Source organism: Bacillus sp. JJ1474, from assembly GCF_036965225.1.
Lineage (GTDB): Bacteria > Bacillota > Bacilli > Bacillales > Cytobacillaceae > Cytobacillus.
In genome coordinates this window covers 4072-10509 of the sequence record NZ_JBALPC010000200.1, presented here as the reverse complement: position 1 = coordinate 10509, position 6438 = coordinate 4072, and the positions used below count along the sequence as shown (strand labels likewise).

The 6438-nt window shown below is 39.4% G+C and carries 7 protein-coding genes and 1 pseudogene; 2 read left to right on the top strand and 6 right to left on the bottom strand.

All coding sequences use genetic code 11. The annotated features are described in order from the left end of the window. Window positions 1–166: 166 nt before the first annotated feature. Complete coding sequence (locus V7164_RS21440; protein WP_335345938.1) at window positions 167–397, bottom strand: hypothetical protein; 231 nt, start codon at window positions 395–397, stop codon at window positions 167–169. A gap of 137 nt (window positions 398–534) precedes the next feature. Between V7164_RS21440 and pdaB the strand changes: the two genes are divergently transcribed. Next, window positions 535–1287 (top strand): polysaccharide deacetylase family sporulation protein PdaB, encoded by a 753-nt coding sequence (pdaB, locus tag V7164_RS21435; protein ID WP_335345939.1) that lies wholly within the window; start codon window positions 535–537, stop codon window positions 1285–1287. Between the two features lie 10 nt (window positions 1288–1297). On the opposite strand, the gene V7164_RS21430 is transcribed toward pdaB, so the two are convergent. Further along, window positions 1298–1939, bottom strand: coding sequence for a KinB-signaling pathway activation protein (locus tag V7164_RS21430; RefSeq protein ID WP_335345940.1), 642 nt, complete (start codon window positions 1937–1939; stop codon window positions 1298–1300). Window positions 1940–2093: 154 nt separating this feature from the next. Here V7164_RS21430 and gerD point away from each other — a divergent pair, with 154 nt between their 5' ends. Then, window positions 2094–2729 carry a spore germination lipoprotein GerD gene (gene gerD, locus V7164_RS21425; protein WP_335345941.1) on the top strand — a complete coding sequence of 212 codons (636 nt, stop codon included), beginning with the start codon at window positions 2094–2096 and terminating at the stop codon, window positions 2727–2729. A 54-nt stretch (window positions 2730–2783) separates the two neighbouring features. On the opposite strand, the gene V7164_RS21420 is transcribed toward gerD, so the two are convergent. The 4 genes and pseudogenes from V7164_RS21420 to V7164_RS21405 form a co-directional block, all read right to left on the bottom strand. Next, window positions 2784–3839, bottom strand: coding sequence for an Mrp/NBP35 family ATP-binding protein (locus V7164_RS21420; protein ID WP_335345942.1), 1056 nt, complete (start codon window positions 3837–3839; stop codon window positions 2784–2786). A gap of 128 nt (window positions 3840–3967) precedes the next feature. Next, entirely contained in the window at window positions 3968–4687 is a 720-nt protein-coding gene (gene cwlD / locus V7164_RS21415) for an N-acetylmuramoyl-L-alanine amidase CwlD (protein ID WP_335345943.1), read from the bottom strand. Between the two features lie 169 nt (window positions 4688–4856). After that, a complete protein-coding gene (locus tag V7164_RS21410) occupies window positions 4857–6182 on the bottom strand; it encodes an aspartate aminotransferase family protein (RefSeq protein ID WP_335345944.1) in 1326 nt (441 codons plus the stop codon). Window positions 6183–6230: 48 nt separating this feature from the next. Further along, window positions 6231–6438 (bottom strand): annotated as a pseudogene (locus V7164_RS21405) (ABC transporter ATP-binding protein); the annotation flags it as partial.

Genomic DNA, 6438 nt, shown 5'->3' with positions numbered 1-6438 from the left:
CAGTTTTCAAAGAACTACCTTATCGCCCAGAAGCGACTTTTAAAATTTATCATCTTTTGCTTAAAGTGTCAACAACTTTTTTTGAGTTTGTTTCAACTCGTCAGCAGCGACGTTTATTAATATAACAACAAAAAAAACAGAAGTCAATAGAATTTATTATATTATTTCATCCTTTTTGTTCTCTCCCCTGAATGTTTCGTGTATATCTCAGAATATCGTTTGGTGAAGCTACCCTCTTAAATAAAGAAAATAATATCTTATATCTCTCCTCCATTGCCCTTTTTACAATATGATCAATTCGCTCATCGTTTAAGTCAAACAGAATTTCATCCATTTCTCTCTTAATTAAGTATTGTATTTCCTTCTGTTCTCTATTATTAATTAAAATTCCTAGCACACTATATCACTCTCTCTTGATTTGGTTTTTGTAGTATTTTCCAAATAAAAATATTTTATGAATTTCTTTTTAAACTCATTTATTGAAATTCTGCGCATAAGATTGAGACAAGGAGTATTGGACGAGGTGAGAGAGAAATGAATTTCTTTTATATTTGGAATGGAAAGTCAATAAAAAAAATGGTTTTAATCATGGTTTTCGCTTTCTTTGCTGCATGGTTCTTATATATTGGGAACATTGTCTACATGCCGGCCTTTTCAACGAAAGATGGACCGAGAGCTGTATATAAGGGGGAAAAGGACCTTGCCCTTACCTTTAATATAGGATGGGGGGACGAAAAGGCAGAACCTATTCTTAATGTTCTACAAAAGGAAAATGTTAAATCAGCCACCTTCTTCCTTTCAGGTTCATGGGCAGAGCGCCACCCAGATTTAGTGGCTAGAATCGTAAAAGGAGGATATGAAATTGGCATTCTTGGCTATAATTATGAGGATTATTCAGACCTTGAGGATGCCAAAATTAGGCAGGATTTAGCAAAGGCTCAGGTAGTGTTTAAAAAACTAAACATAAAAGATATTAAGCTTGTTCGCGCCCCTACTGGTCATTTCGATCAAAGGACTCTAAAAATTGCCGATAGACTCGGATATTCAGTTGTTCATTGGAGCATTGATTCGAAGGACTGGACGAACCCGGGTATAGAGGAAATCGTCAACAATGTCTCACGAGCAAAAAAGGGGGATATTATACTCCTTCATGCTTCAGATTCTGCCAAACAAACAGCTAAAGCCTTGCCGCAAATCATAAATAATGTGAATAAAAAAGGGCTAAAGCTCGTGACCGTTTCTGAGATGCTTGCAAATGCCGAAACGAAAACTAAAGAAATTAATTAAAAGCCGCCCATTATTTGGACGGCTCTTTTGATGAGATTTGTTGTCTTTGTACTTGAGATTTTTCATTAAGCTTTTGAAGAATAAGCAGCTGATACGCGTTACATACTAATAATGGAAATATCATAAGGTATACCCAGCTCTGCTCGTTAACCCTTAAGACTGGAACCCACTCAATCGTGGTCACGACAACCATGAAGAAAACAGCAGGAATAAATGCATCCTTATTCGTTAATTTCACCTTAATGGAAGCTACCAGAATAGCAGCAGCCAATATAAATAAGGCAATACCGATATAAGGCATTATGCTTTCTCCCTCTTCAGCAAAAGCACTATAGCGGAAATAAACTAAATCAAATAGAACGAACAAAGTAAGAAAAACTTGAACAGCATTCCACAAAGATCGCGATTTAAAAATTCCTAACCCGAATCGATGGATAGTCAAATAGGCAAAGAAGCCCATTTGGCTCAAAATACTAAAAATTAATCCAACTCCAATTAACCATAATAATACTGATAATATTTCAAGAAAATCAAAGGGAACAAATATAGATTCGAATTCTTTCCATCTAACAATAAAACCAACAACCCCAGTAGTTAATCCCCCTACCAAAAGTGTGGATAGAAACAGCTTTACCCAATTCCGGCTAGTCAACTTATTTTTCCTCCATAGTAAAAATTATTCACCTATATGATTGTACCAACCATGCTTTGAAAAATCTAGGTATTGTATTTTGAGGCGAATAAAATTTGGCCTTTTTCTTCATTCTAGAAATAAGGATACCTTCTCCTGAAAGGAGCTTCAAAATATGATAAAGACATTCCGTTTGCTCCTGCCAATTCTGCTGATCATTCTCATGACGGGCTGTGCTCAAGGTGAAACTGGCGGCAATCAGATGGATTATGAGCAAACCAAAAAGATGGTTGTCGATATTCTGAAAACGGATGACGGTAAAAAAGCGATAAAAGAACTAATGGAAGATGATAAAATCAAACAGCAGCTTATCATGGATCAGAAAGTTGTTTCAGAGACGATCGAAAAAACCTTAACTTCCGATAAGGGAACAGACTTCTGGAAGAAATCATTTGAGGATCCTAAATTTGCTGAAAGTATTGCTAAAAGCATGAAAAAAGAAAATGAAAAGCTTCTTAAAGATTTAATGAAGGATCCGGAGTACCGCGGTATGATGATTGAAGTCTTACAAGACCCAGCACTAGAAAAAGACGTAACAAAAGTATTAAAAAGCAAGGAATACCGTGAGCATTTGCAAACCGTTGTAAAGGAAACCTTAGAAAGCCCGCTCTTTAAAGCCAAAATTCAAGACATTCTTTTAAAAGCTGCAAATGAAGTAAAAAGTGGCGAGAAAAGCGGAGGGAAAGAGGGCGGCAGTAGCGAAGAAACTGCTGGCGGTGGCTCAGAGGGCAGCGGGGACGGTGGCGGATAATGCCCGCTGCCAAACATAAAAAACCTCTTCCTAAGGGAAGAGGTTTTTTTACTGTTATTTTTCTAATGTTTGTACAATCTTTTGCGCAATATCACTATAGATCTTACCTAGCTTATGATCCTCATCATAAACGGATGGAGCAAAATCTTCTTCGTTCCAATTAGGCTGCTCTAACGGCAATTGCCCTAGCACATTTGTTTGAAGCTCCTCAGCCAGCTTTTCGCCTCCGCCTTTTCCGAAGACATATTCCTTCTCGCCCGTAAGCTTACTTTCAAAATAGGACATATTTTCAACGACCCCTAATATTTCATGCTGTGTTCGGATCGCCATGGCGCCGGCACGGGCTGCAACAAAAGCAGCTGTTGGATGTGGCGTTGTAACAACGATTTCTTTACAAGACGGAAGCATCGTATGAACATCTAATGCAACATCCCCTGTACCTGGAGGAAGATCTAATAATAAGTAATCAATATCTCCCCACTCGACTTCATTAAAGAAGCTGTTTAACATTTTTCCTAGCATAGGACCTCTCCAAATGATCGGAGAATTATCTTCAACAAAGAATCCCATCGAAATAACTTTTACCCCAAACCGGTCCACTGGAATAATCTTTTCCCCTCTTACGACTGGGCGAGTCGTAATGCCCATCATATCAGGCACGCTAAATCCATAAATATCAGCATCAATCAGACCGACCTTCTTACCTAGTCTTGCCAAAGAAACGGCCAGGTTTACAGATACAGTCGATTTCCCTACTCCGCCTTTCCCGCTTGCAATCGCAATAAAGGTTGTTTTGCTATCTGGGGAGAGCAATCCTTTATCTTCCTCTTTCGCTGCTTGGCGATATTGGGACAAAACTTCTTCTGGAAGCTCGCTGAATCGGATTCCAACCGTTACCGCACCTGCCTCTTTTAGAAGGTTTACTACTTGAGTTTGGAGCTGAAGCTGCTCTGCTGTCCCTGTTTTAGCAATTTGCACCTTCACGCTTACATGATTTTTTTCTTCTTTAATCTTTATTTCTTCAATTGCGTTTAATTCGCCTAATGTTTTATGTAAAAATGGTTCCTGCAGTCCACTTAAGACTTCTCTTATATTTTGTTCTGTTAACAAATTAAGCACCTGCCTTATTGTATTCGTTTCCATTAAAGTATACCATATCAGTTATTCCTCACTGTTAATTGTATCACACCTTATTGCCTCATTAATAAAGAAAAAGATGCTTTTCAAAACAGCACCTTTCATTCCGTCTCTATTAATTCTTTTTCATCAGAATAGTAACGCAAAACCCCCGTATAAATGGAGGCGGCCACTTTATTCTGATATTCCTCTTTCTTTAAGTTCGCTCTCTCAGCATAGTTTGATAAAAAACCAATCTCCACGAGAGAGCCGGAAATTTGTGCATTCTTCAGTATATATACGCTGTTCAGCTCTTTTGCTTTTCTAGTCGTATTCTCAAGATTTCGCCGAAGCTCATCTTGAATAAACTTAGCCGATCGAGCATTTCCATCTCGTTTTGTAGTATAAAAGGTTTGGGCCCCGCTCCACCGAGGAGAAGGAATGGAATTTAAATGAATACTTACAAAGAACTCTGCCCCTGAGTTATTGATCATATCCAGCCTTTGTTTTAAATCCTCAACTTTTCTTCTGCTGTATCCCCTTGTCCCTTCTGGAGCTAAATCCCGATCGTCCTCTCTTGTCATCAGAACAAGTGCCCCCTGCTGCTGGAGAAGATCCCGAACCTTTAAAGATACCGCGAGAGCAATGTCTTTTTCAAGTACCTCATCATCACCTGCACCCCCATCCGGCCCTCCATGACCGGGATCCAGCAAAATGATTTTTCCTGTCAGAGGCAAGTTCCATGATTCCCATGAATCATTATCTGTGAAATCATATTGCAAAATAAAAAATAAGATGATTAGGCCAATGGCAAAAGCCACTTTTTTTAGTCTATTCCCCATTAAATAGTCAGTCCTCCCGCTCGTCCTCAATTCAATATATGGGACGAGTTGGAAAAATAGAACTTTTAGATGACTATTAACAACTAAAGCTTGGACTGCAAAATAGCTAATACCCCATTTTCAAAAAAAAAGAAAACTGACCCATATAGAGTCAGTCTCTCAATCCTAACTACGCTTTTCTTGCATTCATCAATGTTGCTTCATACTCTGTCAAAGACTCATCAAGAATTCGTAATCCTTTATCGATTTGTTCCTTTGTGACGGTTAGCGGAGGAATCATTCGGATGACCTCGCTGTGATTTCCGCAAAGGTAGAAAAGTACCCCTTTTTCTAACGCTAAATCAAGAATTTTTAATAATCCCTCTCCATTCGGCTCCCCGGTTTTTGGATGAATGATTTCAATTCCAATCATTAACCCTACAGCCCGGACACTTCCTATGACACTGTGTCGATCCTTCATTTGTTCAAGCTTCTCGACCGCGTACCTGCCCATCCGTTTTGTGTTATCAAGAAGATTCTCCTCTTTTAATACTTCTAATGTTGCTAAGGCAACAGAGCAAGCAATTGGGTTGCCTCCAAATGTCGTCCCATGACTTCCAAGTGGCCACTGCTTCATTAATTCACTAGAAGCAACGGTCGCACTTAGAGGGAGACCTGAAGCAATGCCCTTTGCAATGGCCATAATATCTGGTGTAACCCCAAAAGTCTGTGCGGCAAACCATTCTCCTGTTCGCCCAAAACCCGTTTGGACTTCATCAAAAATAAGTAAGATTTGATGGCGATCACATATTTCACGTACCTTTTTCAGCCATCCTTTTGGAGGAACAATATAGCCCCCCTCCCCAAGAACAGGTTCTAGAATCACACATGCTACTTCTTCGGGAGTAACTTGATGACTAAATAATGCGGCAAAGTTTTTTTCCAATTGAGCAATGACATAGGCTTCAGGATCAGAACCTGGAGGGCAGTCCTTAGTATTTGCATATGGAATTTGATACGTTAGTCCTGATGGCTGCATAAATTTTCGGTATTTACTTTTAGAAGTCGTTACACTTAACGCACCTAATGAGCGGCCATGGAAACAGCCTGTAAATGAAATGACATAAGGACGCTTCGTTACGTACTTCGCCAGTTTGATTGCTCCTTCAATCGCTTCTGCCCCACTGTTAGAAAAGAAAAAACAATCTAGATCGCCTGGTAGAATATCTGCCAATTCATCAGCCAATCGCAATATGGATTCATACATAATGACACCCGAAGGTCCATGCACTAAACTATCAGCTGCATCTTTAATCGCTTGAACGACTTTCGGATGGCGATGTCCAACATTCGTTACTGCAATTCCAGACGTAAAATCAAGATATTCCCTGCCATCCGCCCCGTAATAATAGCAGCCTTCTTCTTTTACAACTGGAAGGTTTGGGTGATCCTTAGCCATACTTGGCGCAAGCCGGTTTGGCATATTATTCATGAGATGAGCCCATTTATTCTCCATATAATTGACCTCCACATTCTAATTCGACTCTTCAAAATAAACAATCTGTCATTTAATCTTTAAACTTTCTTCTCGAATGAGCGTCAATAATTCCTCTTTGTAAGCTCCAAACTCTGCAGTTCCCTTCACGCTAAACTCTCTCGGTCTATCGAGTGATATCTGAACCTTTTTCTTTAAACGCCCTGGCCTTGCCGTCATGACATAAACAGAGTCCGCTAAGAAGATAGATTCCTCAACATCATGGGTAATAAATAAA

Coding starts and splice junctions, on each gene's coding strand:
- gerD (WP_335345941.1), top strand. CDS start 2,094: ATGATAAAGACATTCCGTTTGCTCCTGCCAATTCTGCTGATCATTCTC.
- V7164_RS21410 (WP_335345944.1), bottom strand. CDS start 6,182: ATGGAGAATAAATGGGCTCATCTCATGAATAATATGCCAAACCGGCTT.
- cwlD (WP_335345943.1), bottom strand. CDS start 4,687: ATGGGGAATAGACTAAAAAAAGTGGCTTTTGCCATTGGCCTAATCATC.
- pdaB (WP_335345939.1), top strand. CDS start 535: ATGAATTTCTTTTATATTTGGAATGGAAAGTCAATAAAAAAAATGGTT.